13 protein-coding genes are annotated in these 20,610 nt (G+C 39.4%); all 13 read left to right on the top strand.

Annotated elements, in window-relative coordinates:
- Positions 1-101: 101 nt before the first annotated feature.
- Positions 102-2,621 carry a glycoside hydrolase family 95 protein gene (locus MM214_RS09235; protein ID WP_241294606.1) on the top strand — a complete coding sequence of 840 codons (2,520 nt, stop codon included), beginning with the start codon at positions 102-104 and terminating at the stop codon, positions 2,619-2,621.
- A gap of 32 nt (positions 2,622-2,653) precedes the next feature.
- Positions 2,654-3,493: a sialate O-acetylesterase gene (locus MM214_RS09230; RefSeq protein ID WP_241294604.1), complete on the top strand. Its 840-nt coding sequence runs from the start codon at positions 2,654-2,656 to the stop codon at positions 3,491-3,493.
- A gap of 96 nt (positions 3,494-3,589) precedes the next feature.
- Positions 3,590-5,332 carry a glycoside hydrolase family 43 protein gene (locus tag MM214_RS09225; RefSeq protein ID WP_241294602.1) on the top strand — a complete coding sequence of 581 codons (1,743 nt, stop codon included), beginning with the start codon at positions 3,590-3,592 and terminating at the stop codon, positions 5,330-5,332.
- Positions 5,333-5,663: 331 nt separating this feature from the next.
- Positions 5,664-6,608 carry an alpha/beta hydrolase gene (locus tag MM214_RS09220; protein WP_241294600.1) on the top strand — a complete coding sequence of 315 codons (945 nt, stop codon included), beginning with the start codon at positions 5,664-5,666 and terminating at the stop codon, positions 6,606-6,608.
- Between the two features lie 222 nt (positions 6,609-6,830).
- Entirely contained in the window at positions 6,831-8,936 is a 2,106-nt protein-coding gene (locus tag MM214_RS09215) for a hypothetical protein (RefSeq protein ID WP_241294598.1), read from the top strand.
- A gap of 260 nt (positions 8,937-9,196) precedes the next feature.
- Entirely contained in the window at positions 9,197-10,159 is a 963-nt protein-coding gene (locus MM214_RS09210) for a glycoside hydrolase family 43 protein (RefSeq protein ID WP_241294596.1), read from the top strand.
- Positions 10,160-10,229: 70 nt separating this feature from the next.
- Positions 10,230-12,167 carry a glycoside hydrolase family 97 protein gene (locus tag MM214_RS09205; RefSeq protein ID WP_241294594.1) on the top strand — a complete coding sequence of 646 codons (1,938 nt, stop codon included), beginning with the start codon at positions 10,230-10,232 and terminating at the stop codon, positions 12,165-12,167.
- Between the two features lie 63 nt (positions 12,168-12,230).
- Positions 12,231-13,598, top strand: coding sequence for a glycoside hydrolase family 43 protein (locus MM214_RS09200; protein WP_241294591.1), 1,368 nt, complete (start codon positions 12,231-12,233; stop codon positions 13,596-13,598).
- Between the two features lie 252 nt (positions 13,599-13,850).
- Positions 13,851-14,981 (top strand): endo-1,4-beta-xylanase, encoded by a 1,131-nt coding sequence (locus tag MM214_RS09195; RefSeq protein ID WP_241294589.1) that lies wholly within the window; start codon positions 13,851-13,853, stop codon positions 14,979-14,981.
- A gap of 128 nt (positions 14,982-15,109) precedes the next feature.
- Positions 15,110-16,591 carry a Gfo/Idh/MocA family oxidoreductase gene (locus MM214_RS09190; protein WP_241294587.1) on the top strand — a complete coding sequence of 494 codons (1,482 nt, stop codon included), beginning with the start codon at positions 15,110-15,112 and terminating at the stop codon, positions 16,589-16,591.
- Between the two features lie 240 nt (positions 16,592-16,831).
- Positions 16,832-17,668, top strand: coding sequence for an alpha/beta hydrolase (locus MM214_RS09185; RefSeq protein WP_241294585.1), 837 nt, complete (start codon positions 16,832-16,834; stop codon positions 17,666-17,668).
- A gap of 309 nt (positions 17,669-17,977) precedes the next feature.
- Complete coding sequence (locus MM214_RS09180) at positions 17,978-19,132, top strand: 6-bladed beta-propeller (protein ID WP_241294583.1); 1,155 nt, start codon at positions 17,978-17,980, stop codon at positions 19,130-19,132.
- A 198-nt stretch (positions 19,133-19,330) separates the two neighbouring features.
- Positions 19,331-20,575 (top strand): 6-bladed beta-propeller, encoded by a 1,245-nt coding sequence (locus MM214_RS09175; RefSeq protein WP_241294582.1) that lies wholly within the window; start codon positions 19,331-19,333, stop codon positions 20,573-20,575.
- The last annotated feature ends 35 nt before the right edge of the window (positions 20,576-20,610 follow it).

The raw sequence follows: 20,610 nt of genomic DNA, 5'->3' as shown, positions 1-20,610 counted from the left end.
TGATATTGGATACTTATAGATATTGACCATTAACAACCTGTTGAGCCAATGAATTGAAGTTACTGGCAAAAAAGCGTATAATCAGATAGAAAAAATTGAAAATGAGGGTTAAGCAAACTAAATATAGCGCAAATACTTATTTAAGATCAAGCCTTTCGGTGTTGGTAGGATTACTTCTTATGTCCTTGACATTAGCCTCATGCCAAGCACAATCAGGAAAATTTGAACCTGATATGAAGCTTTGGTATGACAAGCCGGCCACACAATGGGTAGAAGCTTTACCAGTTGGCAATGGTCGACTTGGTGCCATGGTGTTTGGAGGGCCAAATGAAGAGGTTATTCAGCTAAATGAAGATACTTTCTACGGCGGTCAGCCTCACCGCAATGACAATCCACGTGCTTTGGCAGCGCTAGAGCAAGTTAGAGAGCTGATCTTTCAGGGAAAATATGTAGATGCCCAAAAGGAGATCGATGCTAATTTTTTCAAAGGGCCTCATGGCATGCCTTATCAGACTATTGGAGACCTCAAGATCAAATATGATGATGCAAGTGATGTTGAGGAATATTACCGAGAGCTTGACCTTGAGCAAGCTATAGTAAGCAATAGGTTTAAAAAGTCAGGCGTGAATTATTCTACCGAGGTAGTATCTTCTTTTCCCGATCAATTGATTGTTGCCAAAATTTCTGCAGATCAGGCTAAAGCAATCAATTTCACAGCTACTATGGATCGACCTGGTGATTTTAATCTTCGGGTAGAGGGCAATGATCAGCTGGTGATGACAGGAACATCAAGTGATCATGAAGGTATCAAAGGAGCGGTGAAGTTTCATGCTCAAGTGAAATTTGTGAATAAAGGTGGAAGCCTTTCAGCAGAAAACGGACAAGTAAAAGTCACCGATGCGGACGAAGTAACCATTTACATTTCCATTGCAACCAATTTTGTAAATTATCAGAGTTTGGAAGCTGATGAAAAAGAGCGTTCTATGGCTTATTTGGATCAAGGCTCTTCGAAAAGCTTTGAAGCTATTCTCAAAGATCATATTGCAGATTACAGAAGTCTCTATGATCGAGTAAATCTTGATCTAGGTAGGACAGAAGCAGCTGATTTACCTACAGATGTTAGAATTGAGCAATTTGCAAAAGGGAATGATCCAAAGTTGGTTGCATTGTATTTCCAATTCGGAAGGTATTTACTGATATCCTCTTCCAGGCCAGGTAGTCAGCCTGCCAATTTGCAAGGGATATGGAATCACCAGCTTACACCAGCTTGGGACAGTAAATACACCATGAATATCAATGCGGAGATGAACTATTGGCCTGCTGAACTCACCAATTTGAGTGAGCTTCATGAGCCATTTATTCAAATGGCCAAAGACCTTTCTGTCACGGGACAAAAAACAGCTCAAGATATGTATGGTGCAAGAGGCTGGGTGCTTCACCACAATACGGATCTATGGCGAGTTACTGGACCAATTGATTTTGCAGCAGCTGGTATGTGGCCACTTGGGGGAGCATGGTTGTGTCAGCATATTTTTGATAAATATGAGTTTACAGGTGATGTTGACTTTTTAGAAGACACATATCCTGTCTATATGGGAGCTAGTTTGTTCTTTTTGGATTTTCTTGTGGAGGATCCAAGCACTGGTTTTATGGTCGTATCTCCTTCTGTATCTCCTGAAAACACGCCGTATCAGTTTCACAATGCCGCAGTGGCTTCAGGAACTACGATGGACAATCAGTTGCTTTTTGATCTTTTTCGCAAAACAGCCTATGCAGCCAGACTTTTAGGTAAAGATCAAGCTTTGGTCGAAGAAATAGAAGCCATGCTAGCAAGACTGCCACCGATGAGAATCGGTAAATGGGGGCAACTTCAAGAATGGCAAGAAGACTGGGATAACCCACTGGATGATCACAGACATGTGTCTCATCTTTATGGACTTTTCCCATCCAATCAAATTTCAGCATATCGTACACCAGAACTATTTACAGCTGCACGTACCTCTTTACTTGCCAGAGGAGATGAATCTACTGGCTGGTCTATGGGTTGGAAAGTTAATCTTTGGGCAAGATTCCTTGATGGAAATCATGCCTATAAACTCATTCAGGACCAGTTAAGCCCAGCAATAGTTCCGAATCAGAGACAAAGAGGAGGTAGCTATCCCAACCTTTTTGACTCACATCCACCCTTTCAGATCGATGGAAATTTCGGTTGTGCAGCTGGTATAGCGGAGATGCTGCTTCAAAGTCACGATGGTGCTATCCACCTGTTGCCTGCCTTACCTGATGTTTGGAAGGATGGATCGTTCAGAGGCTTGAAGGCTAGAGGTGGATTTGAGGTAGACCTCATGTGGGAGAATGAAATGCCTGTAGAAATCAAAATCAAAGCTCAATTGGGTGGACTATGCCGGATCAGATCCTATCATCCCCTAGAAGCGAAAGGCCTTAAGGAGGTCTATGCTGTCAATTCTAATCCATTTTATCGTGTGCCAAAAATTGAACAAGCTATAAATAATTCAGAAAATGAGTTGGATTTGATACCAACAGGTCAAGTATATGAGTATGAATTTGAATCCGAAAAGGGAAAGAACTATACCTTTAAACTAAGCAAACCTAAAAACTAATTCAATAAACCAAATTAATAGAACAGTCACTTATGGCCTCAAAGTTATTTCCTGTATTAACCGTCCTTATTGGGATGATCACCTTATCTAACTGTGCAATTGCTCAAGATGAAAACTTCTATATTTTCCTAAGTTTTGGCCAATCCAATATGGAAGGACATGCCAAATTTGATGAAATTGATACAGAAGTAGATGAGAGGTTTCAAGTTTTGCAAGCAGTAGACTGCGAAAACCTAGAGCGGAAAAAAGGCAATTGGTATCCAGCTGCTGCACCTCTTACCAGGTGCCACACAGGACTTGGTCCATCAGATTACTTTGGACGTGAATTAGTCGAAAATTTACCTGCACATATCAAAGTTGGTGTGATCAATGTCTCAGTAGGAGGTACAAAGATAGAGTTGTTCCAAAAGGCCAACTATCAATCTTATGTAGATACTGCCCCTGATTGGTTACAAAATATGGTCAAGGAATATGATGGAGACCCTTATGGCAGATTGATAGAGATGGCAAAACTAGCCCAAAAAGACGGTGTGATCAAAGGGATTTTGCTTCATCAGGGAGAATCGAATACAGGAGACCAAGAATGGCCTCTTAAAGTAAAGGGAGTCTATGATACCATTTTAGAAGACTTGGAATTGGACCAAAATTCATTACCAATACTTGCAGGTGAAATGGTAAGTGCAGAGCAAGGTGGTAAATGTGCAAGTATGAACGCAATCATTGGAACATTGCCTCAAGTGATTCCAAATGCCTATGTAATCTCTTCGGAAAACTGTGAAGCGGTAAATGATGGACTACACTTCTCTGCTGAGGGATACAGAGAACTTGGCAGAAGATATGGAAAGCAAATGCTAGCTATTTTAGGCTATTAGATACAATCATTAGACTTAATTAAAAAATAGAAGAATAGAAAACCAAAATTATAACTCGGCCTTCTTTGGCCAAAAGATCAATTTAAAATCAGAATAATGAAAAGGAACCAAACACTTATTTTAACGCTCTTTTTGACTATAATTTCCCTTTTGGATGGATATGCACAGAAAAAGAAAAACAACGCTCCAATATTTGGTGAAGTTGTCTATGAGGGGAAAGATAAAATATATGAAAACAATCCTCTAAAAGAAGGAGAATTCTACAATCCATTGCTTCAGGGGTGTTATCCCGATCCAGCTATTACAAGGAAGGGCGATGATTATTTTATGGTTGTTTCATCCTTTGTCATGTTTCCAGGAGTTCCCATTTTCCATTCTAAGGACTTGGTAAATTGGACTCAAATTGGACACGTTTTGGACAGAAATTCCCAACTGAAAGTGCAAGATGCTGGTATCAGCATGGGGATCTATGCGCCTGATATCAAGTACAATCCATACAATGATACTTTCTACATGATCACCACACAGTTTGCTGGCGGATTTGGCAATATCGTGGTGAAAACGAAAGATCCGTTTCAGGGATGGAGTGATCCTATCAAGTTGAAATTTGATGGAATAGATCCAGGATTGTTTTTTGACGAAGATGGCAAAGCTTATGTCGTACACAATGATGCGCCAAACGAAGGCGAAGAGCGATATAACGGTCACCGAGTGATCAAAATATGGGAATATGATCTTGAAAAAGATCAAGTTGTAGCTGGGACTGACAAAATCATCGTGGATGGTGGAGTAGATCCCTCCAAAAACCCAATTTGGATAGAAGCACCGCATTTGTACAAGAAGAATGGTGCATATTACTTGATGTGCGCTGAAGGAGGTACTGGAGACAATCACAGTGAGGTGATTTTTAAGAGTGATAGTCCTACTGGTCCATTTATCCCAGCTCCTTCCAACCCTATTCTTACACAAAGGTATTTTGGAGATGAGAGAAGCTACAAAGTAGATTGGGCAGGACATGCTGATTTGGTATTGGGTCCTGATGATAAATATTATGGAGTTTTCCTAGGTGTGAGGCCAAATGAGAAAAATAGGGTCAATACAGGTAGAGAAACATTTATTCTTCCTGTAGATTGGTCTGGTGAGTGGCCAGTTTTTGAAAATGGCTTGATTCCAATGGGGCCAAAATTAAAAATGCCTGAAGGAGTCACAGAAGTTAAATACGGTAAAGATGGGTTTTTTCCTAATGGCAATTTCGTGTACACAGAAAAGTTTGATTCCAAGGATTTGGACTATCGATGGATCGGTCTAAGAGGTCCGAGAGAAGATTTTATCTCTTTTGTCAAAGGAGGTCTGCAGATCAATCCTTTTGCTACTAATATCAAAGAAGTGAAGCCGACTTCAACTTTATTCTACAGACAGCAGCATCAGAATTTTTCCTTCACGACCAAGTTGACCTACCAGCCGCAGAGTGACAAAGACCTAGCTGGAATCACTTGTGTACAGAGTGAAGCTTTCAATTATGTGTTTGGTGTGACCAAAGTGGGTAATGACCATGTGTTAGTCTTACAGCGCACTGAAGGAAAAGGTATGGGTAGAAATAGACAAATCAACTCACAAATCCTTGCTAGTACTAAAGTTGACCTTTCCAAACCCCTTACATTACAAGTGAAAGCAAATGGAGATGAGTATGAATTCGGCTATGCCGTAGCAGGTGGCGAAATTCAAAACCTAGGCGGAAAAGTATCAGGTGACATATTGTCTACAAATGTAGCAGGTGGATTTACTGGGAATATGATCGGACTATATGCTACTACAAGCAACGATGCGATTGTGAAATAGAAAAACCAGAGAACTAAAAACCTTTCAGGTTTTATCGATAATCAGCCGATTGTAAAAAGAAAGTTGGTGAAATCTGGAAGGCTTTTTCTCACTATGAATTGACCGAATATCTATCAATAACTTGTCCGCCGCGACAGATCCAATATCTATCAATTACTTGTCCGCTGCGGCGGATCCAATATCTATCAATATCCTATATCAATTAATATCAATTTATAACTTGTCCGCCTCTGGTGGATCGAAATGAATCAAAAGAACGCTCTTCTTAAATTACTGGAATCAGTCAAAATATTTATTTTAAACATTATACACTCAGCCAAATAACCAAATTATGAGCAATCTACTTAACTCACTGGGGAAGTATTCCCTTTTACTCATTTTCCTTTTCTATGCAAACTCGACAATTGCGCAGGATGGAACAATTTATCCACTTGAAACACCAGATGAACCCAATGCTATTCCACTCGGTACTGGAGGAGTAAAGGACCAACCTGCCACAGAGACGTGGTTTCGTCAATGGGGCGATCCTATGGCTAGGAACATTACGGTAGCTACGCTTACTCCTTTTCTTCCAGAACCTGGAAAAGCAAATGGAGCGACCGTAATTGTAGCTCCAGGAGGTGGTTTTAGATGGCTTTCTTTGGATAATGAAGGTTGGAAAGTAGCAAAAGCCTTGGCAGATCAAGGGATCAATGCTTTTGTACTTAAGTACCGACTTCATCCAACGCCAGAGTCTTTGGATGGATTTAGGGATTCTATGAACAGAACCTTTGATGCGGCAGCAAACTCAGCACAAGGTGGAGAATCAAGACCTCGTCCTGTGCAAAGAGACCTTTCCGATCAACTTGAGGACGCAGAGGCGGCTTATGCCATGATCGTGGAAAGAGCAGAGGAGTGGGGTGTCGATACGGACAGAATTGGTATGATAGGCTTCTCGGCTGGTGCAGGTCTTACCATGCACAGTACACTGAACTCTAAAACCATGAAGCTTGCCTTTATAGGTCCGATCTATGGTGGGATGGGTCCAGTTGAAGTACCTAAAAATGCTCCCCCAATGTTCAATGTGATTGCTACTGATGATTTTCTTTTCAATGGTCAGAATGGTATTATCGAGTCTTGGTACAAAGCAGGTATACCTGTTGAGTTTCACCTTTATCAAAATGGAGGACATGGTTTTGGGCTAGGAAATCCTAATAGAACCAGTAACCGTTGGTTTGATGCATTTATTCATTGGTTGGATGTCAATGAATTTCTCTCGCCAAAATCAACAGATTGATATGCCCTTAGGATTCACCTTTAGTTAAAAAGTTATATGGATATACGGAACTTTGCCAATAACATTACAAAATTCCGATTTATCTAACTTCCGATATAAATTGATATTGGATACTTATGGATATTGAACATAAGCGAACAATTATCCAAGAAATATAAGATACTGGCAAAGAAGCGGATAATTAATAATCGAAATTTGAAATCTCAAGAAAAAACCTATTATATGAAGAACTTATCTTTTTTCTTTAAAGAAAATCTGTATACCAAGTTAGTACTTGGTTTGCTTGTAGCTTCCATTTCGGTAGCCTGTGCCCAAGAAGAAGTACAAGAAAGCTTGGTAGATGAAAATGGAAAATATGTCCATAAAGCAGCTGGAAATCCCTATTTACCACTTTGGGAGCATTTGCCCGATGGCGAACCTAGGGTTTTTGAAGATCCAGATAATCCAGGGAAATACCGTGCTTACATTATTGGATCGCATGATCTTAGGTTTACGAGCTATTGTGGGCCAGATATCAGGATGTGGTCAGCTCCAGTGGAGGATTTGTCAAGCTGGAGAGATGAAGGAGCAATTTTCACCTATGAGATTGATGGACAATGGGATGTGATGTATGCCCCAGACTTGGTCGAGATCAAGAAAAAGGATGGTACCAAAGAATACTACTTATACCCACACAGCAGGGGACCTGGGAGAGAAGCTATGGTCGCCAAGGGTTCGAGGCCAGACGGTCCATTTACTCCAGTCAATATGACAGCAGATGGAAAAAGAACTGTGGAAGGAAGTATCATTGGTTTTGATCCAGCAGTATTTATTGACTATATCACAGATCCAGAGGATCCAGATTATGAGATTGGCTTCAGAGCCTATGCTTTTTGGGGATTTCAAAGATCTTTGGCAGCTGAGCTTGATCAGAATACCATGTATTCTTTGAGACCAGGCACTGAGATCATTCCTTATTTCCTTCCAGCGAGTAGCCGATATGGGAGATTGAGAGATCCAGAGGGCACTTCCTATCCTGCAATCTATGAAGAGGAAGATTTGGGTACTTTCAACTTCTTTGAAGCTTCTTCTATCAGAAAAGTGGGCAACAAATATATCTCCGTATTCAGTGGCTATTCTGGACCTGAATATGGTGTGAGCAGCACCAACTCGACATTGAGATATGCCGTGGGAGATTCACCATTAGGGCCGTGGAAAAGTGGGGGCGTTTTGGTTGATTCCAGAGGTCCAGTACTGAATGAGGATGGATCAGCTATCATACTCACCAACGGAGGTCACAATACCCATGGGAGTATTGAGAATATCAATGGCCAATGGTATGTTTTTTATCACAAGCCTCCGAGAGGTTTCGGGTTTGCACGTCAGCCTGTAGTGGCTCCGATTTCCCTTGAAGTAGACGAAACACCAGTAGCAGAAGGTGGTGGTGCGAGAATTCGTGCTTATGATCCTTACGCTTCTAATCAGCAATGGACAGCCAAGGATAAAGAAGGAAGAGAGTACAAAGGTGCAGAAGTGACTTCGGAAGGATTCCACATGTACGGCTTGGATCCATATCAGTACTACTCAGCAGGCTATGCTGCTTACCTCTCTGATATCAGTATACAACAAGATTCTTGGGACATATGGGATAACCACATGTCGATTTCACCTGTCAAAAATGGACATATCATTGGCTATAAATACTTTGGATTTGGTGGTCTGGGTGAAGATAAATTTGGATTGAAAGCATTCGATGGTACGAAAGAAGGAAATCAAACAGCCTTCAACCTTTTCTTGACTCCAAAGACTGACAATGCTTTCAAAGTAAATGTCTGGCTAGACGGGCCCTATGACAATGATACTTGGAAAGGTACAAAAATCGGAGTGGTCGAAGTTCCTGCAAACTCAAAACAAGAAGCAACTAAATTCAAAATTGATGTAGCAAAGTATGTAGATCAATTGGATAAGAAGCATGCGATCTACTTGGTAGCAGAGTCAGGAAATGATGATGAGTTGTTCGAACTTCTAGGTCTTGGTTTTAGTGCCAAGGGTAAAGAATTGAAAAGACCAGTAGCACCTAAAATCAGCATTTCTGTAAATGGAGAAGAGGTAGAAGTACCAGAAACACCTGTGAGATCTACCAATGAAAATGGTATTGTAAGCTATGATCTATTTGAGGTTCAAGCAGAATTGGCTGCTGATGCTAAGGGAAGTCCAAAAGTAACTGCAAAAGCCGATCACCCAGGTGTGAAAATCTCCATAGAACAAGCCAATGATAAAGATGGAGTTGCTATCGTATCCTGTGATTACAGAGGCGTTGTGAAGACTTATAAAGTGAGTTTCAATTAAGCTATTTAAATCAAGATCGTTTAGATAAGACCTGCCAGGTTTTCTATTAAAAAAGAAAAGGGCTTTTATTTGGCTTTAAGACCAATTAAATGATTTAAACCTGGCAGGTCTGATTTCTTAACTAAACGAAATTGCTATCTAAATATAAATTTCTAAATAGACTGAAAAGGTAGATTTACCTTTTCTAATCTTTCAAATTATAACTTTCCCAAAGTTCAAAACTTTGGGAAAGTTTACTCCAACTCTCAAACCTAAACCCAATGAATACCTCATTCAAAATTCTTTTTACACTCAAATTTTGCCTGTTTTTCCAGCTTGGTTATGCTCAGAATCCCATAATCAAAGATTTTTTCACAGCCGACCCTGCACCTATTGTCTACAATGATGTGGTGTATCTGTACACTAGTCACGATACAGCTTCTACCACATCCAAAAATTATGAAATGAAGGATTGGTTAGTCTTTTCTTCAACAGATATGGTGAATTGGGAGTATCAAGGTGCTCCAGTTTCACCAAAAACTTTTTCCTGGGCCACGGGAGATGCTTATGCAGCGCATTGTACAGAACGAGATGGTAAATTTTATTTCTACGTTTCCACATTTCACAAAGAAGATGAAAACAGTAAAGGAGGTGCAGCCATTGGTGTAGCAGTTTCCGATAGTCCAACCGGTCCATTTGTAGATGCTATCGGAAAAGCGCTTGTAGTCAATGAAATGACTACGGACAACAAGCATGGTTGGGATGATATTGATCCAGCTGTATTTATTGATGATGACGGTCAGGCCTACATCTACTGGGGTAACGGAAGTCTAAAATGGGCGAAGTTGAAGGATAATATGATAGAAATGGATGGCCCGATCAACTACCTGAACCCTGAGAATTTCATAGAAGGCCCTTGGGTTTACAAACGTAAAGATTTGTATTACTTATTGTATGCAAGTAAGGGTGAGAAAGCTGAGCAAATAGATTATGCTATTGCAACAAGTCCAGAAGGTCCTTGGGAGCACAAAGGAGTGATCATGGAAAGTGTACCCAATAGCTTCACTGTACATCCAGGAGTGGTTACATACAAGGGTAAAGACTATTTCTTCTATCACAATGGTGTGTTGCCGACTGGAGGAAGCTACAGAAGATCGATTTGTATAGACTACATGTACTACAATGAAGATGGCACCATTCAGAAAGTGATCCAAACAGAAGCAGGGGTCGAAGCTGTGGATTAAAAGCAAGTTGCTTACATTAAAAAGTATCAATCACTAAATTAAACCACCAACTACCAAGAAAGTAATATCCATGAAATACACATTATTAATAGCATTCATTTTTATTTCAAGCCAAGTCTTTGCGCAAGAAGTAGCTCAAGTAGCTAGTCCAGATGGACTAGTCAAAGTAAGTTTGGTAATAGAAGATGGAAAGTTATTTTACTCCGTGAATTACGATCAGAAGACCATGCTTGATAAATCTCCTTTGGGTTTGGAAACCAATGCTGGATCCTTCATCGATCAACTTTCTTTTGTCAAAACCAAAACTGGCAAAGTAGATCAGTCTTACAATCAAGATCGAATCAAAAAGTCTGATATTCAGTATAAAGCCAATACACTCACTTACACAATCAAGAATGAAGCTGATCAAGAAATTTCAGTTCACTTTCAAATCAGTGACAATGATATTGCTTTCAGGTATGAGCTTCCAATGTGGAAGGAGACCAAAGGTATTGTGGTAGAAAAAGAGATCACAGGATTCAGATTCCCAACCTCATCTACAGCGTTTTTGTCAAATATGATGCGTCCCATGACTGGATTTGCAAGAACTGCACCTAGTTATGAAAGTGGCTATGTCACTGATGAACCTATCGATAAGACCAATGCTAGATTAGGTTATGTTTTTCCTGGCTTATTCAAAGTAGGAAATGATGGTTGGGTATTGCTTTCAGAGACAGGTGTCGGTAGCAATTATACAGCAGCACATTTGAGTGGGATTCAAGATGGGGTTTACACCGTTTCATATCCTCAAATGGAGCAAAATAATGGATTTGGGAGCACTGGAGCACAGCTAGGTCTGCCAAGCCATACACCATGGAGAACGATTACCTTGGGATCCTCATTGAAGCCTATAGTAGAGACAACTATTTCGTACGATGTGGTAGAGCCTTTGTATGAAGCTTCTCAAGATTACAAATATGGAAAAGGCACATGGAGTTGGATCATATGGCAAGACAATAGTATGAACTATGAAGATCAAATCAAATATATCGACATGGCCGCTGCTATGGATTTCGAATACATCTTGATAGATGCCTGGTGGGATGAGAGAATCGGATATGACCGGATGGAAGAGTTGATTCAATATGCCAACTCTAAAGGTGTAGATGTCTTCTTATGGTACAATTCTAATGGAACTGCCAATGACGCCTTTCAGACTCCGCTCAATAAAATGAACACGTCCATTGCACGTAAAAAAGAAATGAAATGGCTTCAAAAAGCTGGTGTCAAAGGTTTGAAGGTAGATTTCTTTGGTGGAGACAAGCAAGAAACATTGCGCTTATATGAAGACATTCTTTCAGATGCCAATGAATATGGCTTGATGATTATTTTTCATGGTGCTACCTTACCGAGAGGTTGGGAAAGAATGTATCCCAACTTTGTGGGGAGCGAAGCTGTATTGGCTTCGGAGATGTTGGTTTTCGTTCAGGACACAAGAGAGAAGGAGGCATTTTATGCTACACTACATCCTTTTATTAGGAATTCAGTGGCAAGTATGGAGTTTGGAGGGATCATACTAAATAAATACCTAAACCGTGGAAATCAGCGAGGACAAGAGCGATTGACAACCGATATCTTCCAACTTGCCACAGGAGTATTGTTCCAAAATCCCGTCCAAATGTTTGGCTTAACACCAAACAACCTTACAGATGTTCCTGCATTTGAGTTGGAATTTCTTAGAAAACTACCAACAACATGGGATGAGACGATTCACATTGATGGCTATCCAGGAAAATACAGTGTGATAGCTAGGAGAAGTGGATCCAATTGGTATATCGCTGGGGTCAATGCAGAAGCTGATGCAAAGACGCTCAAGCTTAATTTGCCCATGCTCAAAGGAAAGAAAATTTCTTTGTACAATGATGATAAGAAAAGAGAACCTAGCATGAAAACTATAGAAGCTGGTAAAAATGGAGAGGTTACAGTCACCATACAATCCCGAGGAGGTTTTGTATTGACAGATCATTGAGATTTTAAAATAAATGTATAATCAACTAGTCTAAAACTGACTTTTTGATCAAAAAATATTGAAATGAAAATTAACAATTTGCCCCTTTGGTTTTTAAGTGCTCTTCTTACATGCCTTAGCACATTTGCTTTAGCCCAAAACCCGATCATACAGACTGCCTACACAGCAGATCCTGCGCCATTGGTTTACAATGATAAAGTCTTTCTATACACTTCACACGATGAAGATGGATCGACTTGGTTTACCATGAACGACTGGAGATTATATACCACAGAGGATATGGTAAACTGGACAGATCATGGAGCCATATTGTCATATAAGGATTTTTCATGGGGTAAAATGAACGCTTGGGCACCACAATGTATTGAGCGAGACGGAAAATTTTATATGTATGTACCAATTACAGATCGGAACAATAAAAACGGAATAGGTGTGGCGGTTTCGGATAGTCCTTATGGGCCATTTATTGATCCTTTAGGTAAGCCTTTGATAAGCAATAGTATGGCTGATATTGACCCAACAGCATTTGTAGACGATGATGGGCAAGCTTACTTGATGTGGGGAAATCCAGTGTGTCACTATGTCAAATTGAACGAAGACATGATCTCAATTGATGGTGAAGTTGGAGAATTTCCAAATACTATTGAGTCCTTTGGTAAAAGGAAAGCTGATGACCCTAAGAGGCCTACTACCTACGAAGAAGGTCCTTGGCTTTATAAGCGTAATGGGATGTATTATCTCCTTTTTGCCGCGGGTGAGTTACCAGAGCATCTGGGTTACTCTATGAGTGATAGTCCGACAGGACCATGGGAATACAAAGGGGTACTGATGCCATCAGAAGGGAGAAGCTTCACGAATCATCCCGGAATTATTGATTACAAAGGAAAAACATACCTTTTCTATCACAATGGAGCTTTGCCTGGAGGAAGTGGCTTTACCCGGTCAGTTGCTGTAGAGGAAGTGACTTTCAATGAAGATGGTACAATAGTTCCCATGAAAATGACAGAAGGAATCACCAAAAGCATAGGATCTGTCAATCCTTATGTGAAAAATGAAGCAGAAATGATTGCCTGGTCAGAAGGTGTCAAAGCCAAAAGTAATGAGGTAGTGGGTAACTTTATCACAGCCACACGAAATGATGCTTACACCAAAGTTGTAGGTGTTGATTTTCGAGAGAAAGGAGCTACTAAATTCACTGCACGAGTAGGTACTACCCACAATGGGGATGTGAATATGGAAGTGAGGTTGGGCAGTAAAGATGGAAAGCTACTGACTTCCGTGAGAGTTCCGCTCACTGGCGGGGACGATAGGTGGTCACTGGTGAGTGCTGAAGTTGAGCAAGTGAGTGGTGTACATGATTTGTATTTTGTATTCAAAGGAAAAGCACCAAAAGACATCATGTATTTTGATTACTGGACATTCGGGAAGTGATTTGAAAGATTTAGGGATTATAAAATTCAAAGATTAAGGATTATGGAACTTGAGAATTCGGGACAATATCATTTGTCCTTTGACTTGAGCCTTACCAAGACAATTCAATCTCCTGGTTTGAGTCTTCATAAACCATTCAATTTCTATCACAAACCTTCTTGGTCTGTGTCCCCACAAACGAATAAATCTATCAAAACAAACCATTGACTAACATATATTCCAATAAACCATTAACCCAAAACACCTAATACAATGAAAATCTATTCATCAAATTTGTGGACTATTTTAGCTTTTGCTTTGGTAGTTTTTAGCTGTACAGACCCTGCGGAGGTCACTCCTGAATTAGAAGATAAAAAAGACGATAAAGACCAGGCCGAAGTAGCCATACCTCTCAGGGAGTTGTTCAAAGACTATTTCCTTATAGGTGCAGCAGTGACGCCCCAACAAACTGATCTAGGTACAGCTCATGGACAAGCACTAAAGACGCATTATGCTAGTTTGACAGCAGAGAATGTGATGAAGCCAGATGCACTTCAGCGCGTCAAAGGCCAATTTACATGGGATAATGCAGATAGAATCGTCCAGTTTGCTAAGAATAACAACATGAAAGTTAGAGGGCATACCTTGACATGGCACTCACAATCTCCTGATTGGATGTTTTATGATGAAAATGGAGACCTTCATACGCCAGAAGTTGCTATGAAACAATTGGAAGAGCATATTACTACTGTGGTGTCTCGTTACAAAGGGGATGTGTATGCTTGGGATGTGGTGAATGAAGCCATGTTTGATTGGGATCCGAATGGGCAGATTATTTATAGGGAGGATTCTCCTTGGTATAAAATCATGGGACCCGCCTACATAGATTCAGCATTCGTATATGCAAGAAGGGCTGATCCAGATGCCAAATTGTTTTACAATGACTACAATTCAATTTTTAGTTGGAAAAGAAACAAAATATATGATTTGGTCAAAAGATTGAAAGATAATGGTATCCCAATTGATGGAATTGGCTTGCAGGGTCACTGGTCAGTGAATACCACTGAATCAGACCTTCGAACAACTTTGAATTTGTTTAGAGAACTAGGGGTAGAGTTGCACATAACTGAGCTGGATATCCCTGTGTATGCATCAAATGATGAGCCTGGATCAACGGAATACAACAGTACATTTTCATTTAGACAGAAAGTGGCTTATTCTATGATATTCAATGTTCTATTAGATTATAGTGATATCATTACCAACGTTACTTTTTGGGGTATAGGTGATGATCATACTTGGCTAGACAAACCTGGGAGAAAAGCCTTCCCATTTCTCTTAGATGAAGAATTAAAGCCTAAACCGGTTTATTTTGAAGTACAGAAACTGGTTCAAAAGCGATAAAATTGTTTTGCTGTAAAAAAATCAGAGGTGCGCATAGAGTTTTGCAATCGTATGCGTAGAATTTTGCAATCGGTTTCTATTTGAATGCAATAAGCTGTATTTTGGGAATTAAATATAATTTTACCAAGATGAAAGATAAATCCAATCAACCTAAACAAACAAAAGGCGATAAGAGAAGAGATTTTCTAAAGAAAAGTGCTTTGGCATTTGGAGCCTTCCATATCATTCCAAGCCATGTATTATTTTCCAAGCCAGAAATTCGTGATAAGGCTGGTGAGATAGTACAAATGGCATCAAAAGTCCCAAGTGATAGGGTGAATTTGGCATGTATTGGAATAGGAAACAGAGGGGAGCAAGTAATCAATGATTTTGATAGGACAGGCTTGTCTAATGTTGTTGCACTTTGTGATGTAGATATGGGAGCACCCCATACTGCCAAAATCATGGACAAGCACGCCAAGGCGAAGAGATATAAGGATTTTAGAGATTTATTTGATAAGAATGGGGTTGAATTTGATGCGGCGGTGATCTGTACACCAGACTTTTCTCACTTCCCGATTACCATGCATGCCATGGCATCAGGAAAGCCTGTGTATGTAGAAAAGCCGATGGCTAGAACATTCCAAGAGGTGGAGTTGATGATGAAAGCAGCCAAAAAGTATGATGTAATTACCCAAATGGGTAATCAAGGACATTCTGAAGCCAATGCATTTCAATTCAAAGCTTGGGTGGATGCTGGGATCATCAAAGATGTCAAACATATCGATTGTCATATGAACAGCAGAAGAAGGTGGCATGGATGGGATACTTCAAAGACTACTTATCCAGCAGCAGAGCCAATCCCAGAAACCTTAGATTGGGACTTATGGCTGACTACAGCTGAGCATCATAATTATAATAAGGATTTTGCTAATGGTCAGTGGAGATGTTGGTATGAATTTGGAATGGGTGCTTTGGGAGACTGGGGTGCACATATCATGGATAGCTTCCACAGGTATTTGGACTTAGGTTTGCCAGAAGAAATCAATGCTGTGAAGCTTGATGGGCACAATCCGCTATTCTACCCACAAGCCACTACATTGGATTTTAAATTCCCGAAAAGAAAGAAAATGCCAGCACTTACAGTGACTTGGTATGATGGATTGGAGAATCTTCCACCTCTTCCTGAAGGATATGGTAGTTCTGAATTGAGTGCTGATATTCCTGCGGCTGGTACTGGACAGATTGAACAGAGAACATTGAATCCTGGGAAAATAATTTACGGCAAGGACCTTACTTTCAAAGGTGGATCTCATGGAAGCACACTTTCGATCATACCTGAAGAAGCGGCTAATGATATGAAAAACAGTCTTCCTGAAGTGCCAAAAAGTTCATCTAATCATTTTGCAAATTTTCTCTTGGCAGTGAAAGGTGAAGAAAAAACTAGATCTCCTTTTGAAGTATCTGGCCCACTTAGTCAAGTATTCTCCTTGGGCGTGCTTGCGCAACAGATGAATGCAAACCTCAAGTTTGACAGAAAGAAAAAAGTAATCACGAACAATAAAGTAGCCAACGAACTACTCAACGGAACCCCTCCAAGAAAAGGTTGGGAAGAATATTATAAGTTGTGATAGAGAGGGACTAACCTTTGAGGTTTCAAAAAACCTCGAAGGTTTACATATAGAGTCAAGAGACAAGAGACAAGAGACAAGAAACAAGAGACAAGAAGCTCGTGTCGAAAGATATAAATCTAAAATCTAAAATCTAAAATCTAAGATCTAAAATCTTAAATCAAAAGCAAACCCCTTTGTGTCTTAGTGCCTTCGTAGCAAAAATTAATACAATCAACAATAAATAAATCCCAATAACCCATGAAAGCACTAAAAACAACAGTCTTGATGCTTAGCTTGGCACTTACGAACTTTGTGTTTGGTCAGTCAGATCAGCTAATTGCGCCAGAAGGCTTTGACAAACCTGATACAAGCAAGCCTCAAGGGGAAGTCAAAGAGTTTTCGTATCCTTCCAAAACAGTGGGAGTAGAAAGGAAAGCAAATATTTACCTACCACCAAACTTTGATGCCAATGTAGCATACCCTGTTTTGTACTTGCTGCATGGCATAGGTGGTGATGAGCGTGAGTGGCTAGATCATGGCACTCCAGATGTGATCCTAGATAACCTTTATGCTTCGAATAAAGCAAAACCTATGATCATCGTGATTCCAAATGGTCGAGCGATGAAAAATGATCGTGCCGAAGGAGATATATTTGGAGCAGAACCGGTGAAGGCTTTTGCAACTTTCGAGGAAGATTTGATTAAGGACCTGATTCCTTACATTGAGAAGGAATACAAAGTAAAACCTGGAGTGGAAAATAGAGCTGTTGCCGGTCTTTCGATGGGTGGAGGACAATCCATGAATTTTGGATTGGGCAACCCAGAGCATTTTGCATGGATTGGGGCATTCTCACCAGCTCCTAATACTAAGAGGGGAGAGGCATTACTTCCTAAGCCAGAGGTTACCAAATCAAACCTGAAGTTATTGTTTTTGAGTTGTGGAGATAAGGACAATTTGATGAATGTGTCAAATGGAGCTCATGAGTTTTTGAATAGTAAGGGTATAACTCACACCTACAGGGTAATACCAGAACATCACCACAATTTTGAATACTGGAAAAATGAATTGTATTTCTTTGCGCAGGAGATATTTTAGAAATACCATATTAAACCCATGCTTCTTCTAGAGGCATGGGTTTTTTTATTTGAATAAACATCATGTTTGGAGCAATACATTCCCCTTTTTCTGTAGGCTTTAAAGTCAGTCCAAATAAATTGAATTAAGTATTCTGGTTAATGTTCAACTATTTATTATGATGAAAAGTGTTGGATTAAATCAGATTTTCATCTCAATAAGCTTGATTCACCTGTAGTGTCAGATTGATGATTTTATTTCAATTCCTCATAACCTTTAATCCAAATAATCATGTCTACTATTTTAAAATCAGTCTATTTGCTCTTAATCATGAGCCTATTTATCAGCAGTTGTAGCCAAAAGCCTACCAATGTTGACCTGTTAGATGAAATAGATGCAGCTCACCTTGTTGTTGTTGATTTCGACAATAAGTCGGACATGAAGTATGAGGATTATATAGATTTTGTCAAGTATGTAAAGCTAGAGACAACCGATGAAAGTTTGATTGGTGCTGTTGATAATTTGCTTTTTGATGATGACAAGATTTTTGTAGTAGATAAGCAAGTCTCCAAATCAATATTTGTATTTGATATGGAAGGGAGATTTACGCATAAGATTCATGCCGTAGGTGATGGTCCAGATAAATATTTCTCTATTCGCGACGTTTCTTTGGATGTTGCGAATAAGCGCATTTGCTTAGTGGATTTGGATGGGCGAAGGATAAAATTTTATACGTATGAAGGGGAGTTTTTAGAAAGTGTTCGCATGCCTTTTTTGTTTAGTTCCATGATTCATTTGACAGATGATCAATTTGTGTTTAACTCAGGATTGTCAGCCAATCAGGATAAAGAAGATGTTGATGGATACGCTTTGGTGGTAGCTGATATGGAAGGTAAAGTAAGCTACAAAAAGTTTGAAGACAGGAATCATAATTTTTCTTTTACAATACAAGATCCATTGCGGATTTCTGGTTCGGATATTTTCTACAATCCTCGTTATAGAGATGTGATTTATTCCATAAGTCAGGAGGGTGCATTGCCTTTTTATAAAGTTGATATGGGGATACATGGTTTTCCTCAGGAGCGCTTGCCTAGCATCAATACGCAAGAATATTTGGAGATGGATGCCAATAAAAGTTTTGTTAATGGATACATCAGTTTGAAAGATGGAGCTATGTTTATCATTTTTGGTGATAAACAGGTTTTTAATGTTTTATATTCCAAAGAATCAGGTAATTCGATTTCTTTGTTGAGACCTGTATTTAGCCATTTTTCCCATTCCCTGTTTAGCTCTAACGGTTCCGCTTCTTATTTCCATTATTTTGATCAGTCCATCGTGACTGTGTCTTGGCCGGATGTAGTTCTTATGATAGGTGAAATCTCTCCCAAATCTGGGAGGGAGGAATCGGGATTGACCCAATTATTGGAAGGAATAGATAAATCAAGTAATCCTGTCTTGAGCTTTTTTAATTTGAAGAGTTTTTAATAGCATGATTCTCCTATCAAAAATCCAAAACATGTATATCCGTAATTATACAACTAACCAATTTAAATAAGGGCCTATATAAATTCGATACTAATAGATATTGGATACTCATTGATATTGGCTATAAATCACAGGTTTGTTCCATTATTTAGGTTCTACTTGTAAGTAAGCGGATAATCATGATCCAAAAGTAATCAAATGAAAAATTCAAGAATATCGGTTAGGGACATTGTTGTCAAGTGTTGTTTGTCTTGCATATTGCTACTTCAGGCTTGCGACAATTCAAATGATGGAGTGGAGTTTGAAAGTGAATTTTACGGGAATGCAGAGATCATCAGGATAGATCCGAAAAATGATATAGATGAGGAGTATTCGATGAAAGCATCGCTGATTGTGTCCAGTATAGATTACTTTCCACTTACCTTGCCGGGGGATATGGTTATAGGTGAGGTAGCGAAAATGATTCATCACAATGGTCATGTTTATATTTTCGATCGGCATACCGCATCAGTTTTTATATTTACCGATGAGGGTGAATTCATAAATGCCATCCAAAGTAAAGGTGAGGGGCCAGAAGAATATGGGGATATCAATGATTTTGAAGTTGAGCCTAGATCGGGTAATGTTTTAATTTATTCACCGATGAGTCAAAAAATTCTTAAGTATACTATCAAAGGTGAATATTTGGGTGCTATGAGAAACAAGGCACGTCTTTCCTCATTTTTTCCCATAAGTGATTCTGCTATGGTGATGTATAATTCCCGACTGCCAAATGAGTATGTCTTTGAAAGTACTTTTCCAATTCAGCCTAGGTTCTTTATTGCGAATGATGCCGAAGAAATTGAAAAACAAGATTTGGAGACAACCTATCGCGAGCAATTGTTGATGTACCCAGTTTCGGGCTTTGGGTTTTATGAAGTTGGGGATTCGTTGAGGCTTATGGAATCAATCAATACGGTTATTTATAAGGTTGATCTAGCAGAGGGGAGAGTATATCCTAGATTTGGGTTTGACTTTACCAATGTTAATCCACCAAGATTGTTTGATATGGAAGCTGATGAGCTTTCCACATTTATGGAGGATTATAAAAATAAAAAAGTGGGTGGTTGGGCTACTCTCTATAAGGTGAGTGAAACGGCAGATTTTCTGTGTGTTACCTATTTTTATGACAAATATGTGAATAGGACATTTTATTCAAAAAATACCAAACGTTTGATCAATATTGGCTCGGCTTGGATCAATGATATGGATAATATTTCCATGCCGTCTGTGGAGACAGTAACTGTTGATGGGGAGTTTATAGGTTACTTTAATTCAAATGATTTTTCTAGAATGGTGAGAAATAACAATAACAAGCTTTCCCAAAGAATTCTTGATTTGGAAAAGAGTCAAAGAGATGCCGAAAGCATTATTTTGGTAAAGTTTAGGTTGAAAGATTTTTGATTTCAAAAAGAATGAAGAGATGAGAAGTTTCATAT

The organism is Belliella kenyensis (assembly GCF_022549675.1).
GTDB lineage: Bacteria > Bacteroidota > Bacteroidia > Cytophagales > Cyclobacteriaceae > Belliella > Belliella kenyensis.
Note: the sequence above shows the minus strand (reverse complement) of the source record. Positions and strands in the feature narration are given on the sequence as shown.